The 1844-nt window shown below is 67.0% G+C and carries 1 protein-coding gene; it reads left to right on the top strand.

Annotated elements, in window-relative coordinates; translation table 11 throughout:
- Nucleotides 1-273: 273 nt before the first annotated feature.
- Nucleotides 274-1752 carry a leucyl aminopeptidase gene (locus LQV45_RS29305; RefSeq protein WP_230010579.1) on the top strand — a complete coding sequence of 493 codons (1479 nt, stop codon included), beginning with the start codon at nucleotides 274-276 and terminating at the stop codon, nucleotides 1750-1752.
- The last annotated feature ends 92 nt before the right edge of the window (nucleotides 1753-1844 follow it).

The following is a 1844-nucleotide window of genomic DNA, read 5'->3' as shown; positions in this document are numbered from 1 at the left end:
GTCCCATGGAGCACTCACCGCTCCGCAGCGTCTCTACCAATACAACGCCCCGGCGCCCGGGCTAATTCCTGCCCGGGGTGTGCTCCAGCTCTCATTCGATTGAATTTCCGCACGGTCGAGAGACTACGATCGGTGATGGCCCTAGGGCTTGTTTTGCAGACACCGGGTTGCGTCCCAGACCGACGGCGCCCCGGGATCCGTGGCAGGACGCCAAACATGCAGTTCCTGCCGAATATCACCGAGAACCATCACAGAGAATTGAGGACTGTCCTCGTGGTCAAGAATAGTGAAGTCAAACTTAGTGCAGTCGCAGGGGATTTGAAGAAGTCCCCCAGCGATGCCCTCGTCATCGGCGTCGGACAGGGTCCTGACGGCCCCGTTCTGCTCGACAATCCGCTGACGGCCAAGGCCGCGGAGGCCCTGGCGGAATCACTGAGCGTTCTTGGCATCACGGGCGCGGCGGACCAGGCTCACCGGCTGCCCGGCCTGCCCGAGGCGGGAGCGACCATCCTGCTGCTCGCCGGCGTCGGCAAGCTTTCGGCCACGCAGCCGCTCTCCGAGGAGGCACTGCGCCGCGCCGCCGGCTCGGCCGTCCGCCAGCTGGCCGGCGTCGCCACCGTCACCCTTGCCCTGCCCACGACCACCCTGGCCGAGGTCGCGGCGGTCGCCGAGGGCGCCGCGATGGGCGCCTACTCCTACACGGAGTTCCGGTCCTCCAAGGACGGGCTCAAGGACCCGGTGAAGAACGTCATCATCCGCACCGATTTCGCCACGGACAAGGCGCTGGTGCCGGTCCTGAACCGGGCATCCCTGATCGGCACGGCCGTGAACGCGAACCGCACGCTGGTCAACCAGCCGCCGAGCCACCTCTACCCCGAGTCCTTTGCCGACGCCGCCAAGGAACTGTCCAAGGGCCTGCCGGTGAAGGTGACCGTCTGGGACGAGAAGCGTCTTGAGAAGGAGGGATTCGGCGGCATTCTTGGCGTCGGCAAGGGCTCCACCCGGCAGCCGCGCCTCGTAAAGGTCGAATACGCCCCGGCGAAGGCCACAGCCAAGATCGCCCTCGTGGGCAAGGGCATCACCTTTGACACGGGCGGCATCTCCATCAAGCCGGCCCTGGGCATGGGCGACATGAAGTCCGACATGGCGGGTGCCGCCGTCGTCCTCAACACCGTCCTGGCCCTCGCGGGCCTCGGGCTGCCCGTCAAGGCGACCGCGTGGCTCTGCATCGCCGAGAACATGCCCTCCGGCGCTGCACAGCGCCCGGCGGACGTTCTGACGATGTTCGGCGGCAAGACCGTCGAGGTCCTCAACACCGACGCCGAGGGTCGCCTGGTCATGGCCGATGGCATCGTCACCGGGGCCCAGCTCATTGCTCTGGGCGACCGCACGGCCGGCGTGATGGGTTCCGACTCCCTTACCGGCGCCATCAAGACCGCCGCGGACCGGGCCGGCGAGCTCGTCTGGCCCATGCCGCTGCCGGAAGAACTCCGGGCCAGCCTCGACTCCCAGGTCGCCGACATCGCCAACATTGGCGAACGCCACGGCGGCATGATGACGGCGGCCGTCTTCCTGCGCGAGTTCGTCGGCAAGGGCAAGGACGGGGAACAGATCCCATGGGCGCACATCGACATCGCCGGCCCGTCGTTTAACAACGGCAGCCCCTACGGCTACAACCACAAACAGGGCACGGGCTGCACCGTCCGCACCTTGGTGGCCTACGTCGAGGACATCCTCACCAAGACCGTCTAGCGCGCATCGCGGCTTTGTGGCCGGGGCGGCGATGCCTTCCCGGCCACAAAGGCGCGTGACACTGGACACAAGCGCTCCACAAACGCCATGGC

The organism is Microbacterium sp. Bi128, from assembly GCF_918698205.1.
The sequence above is the reverse complement of the archived record's forward strand: the minus strand, read 5'-3'. Positions and strand labels throughout refer to the sequence as shown.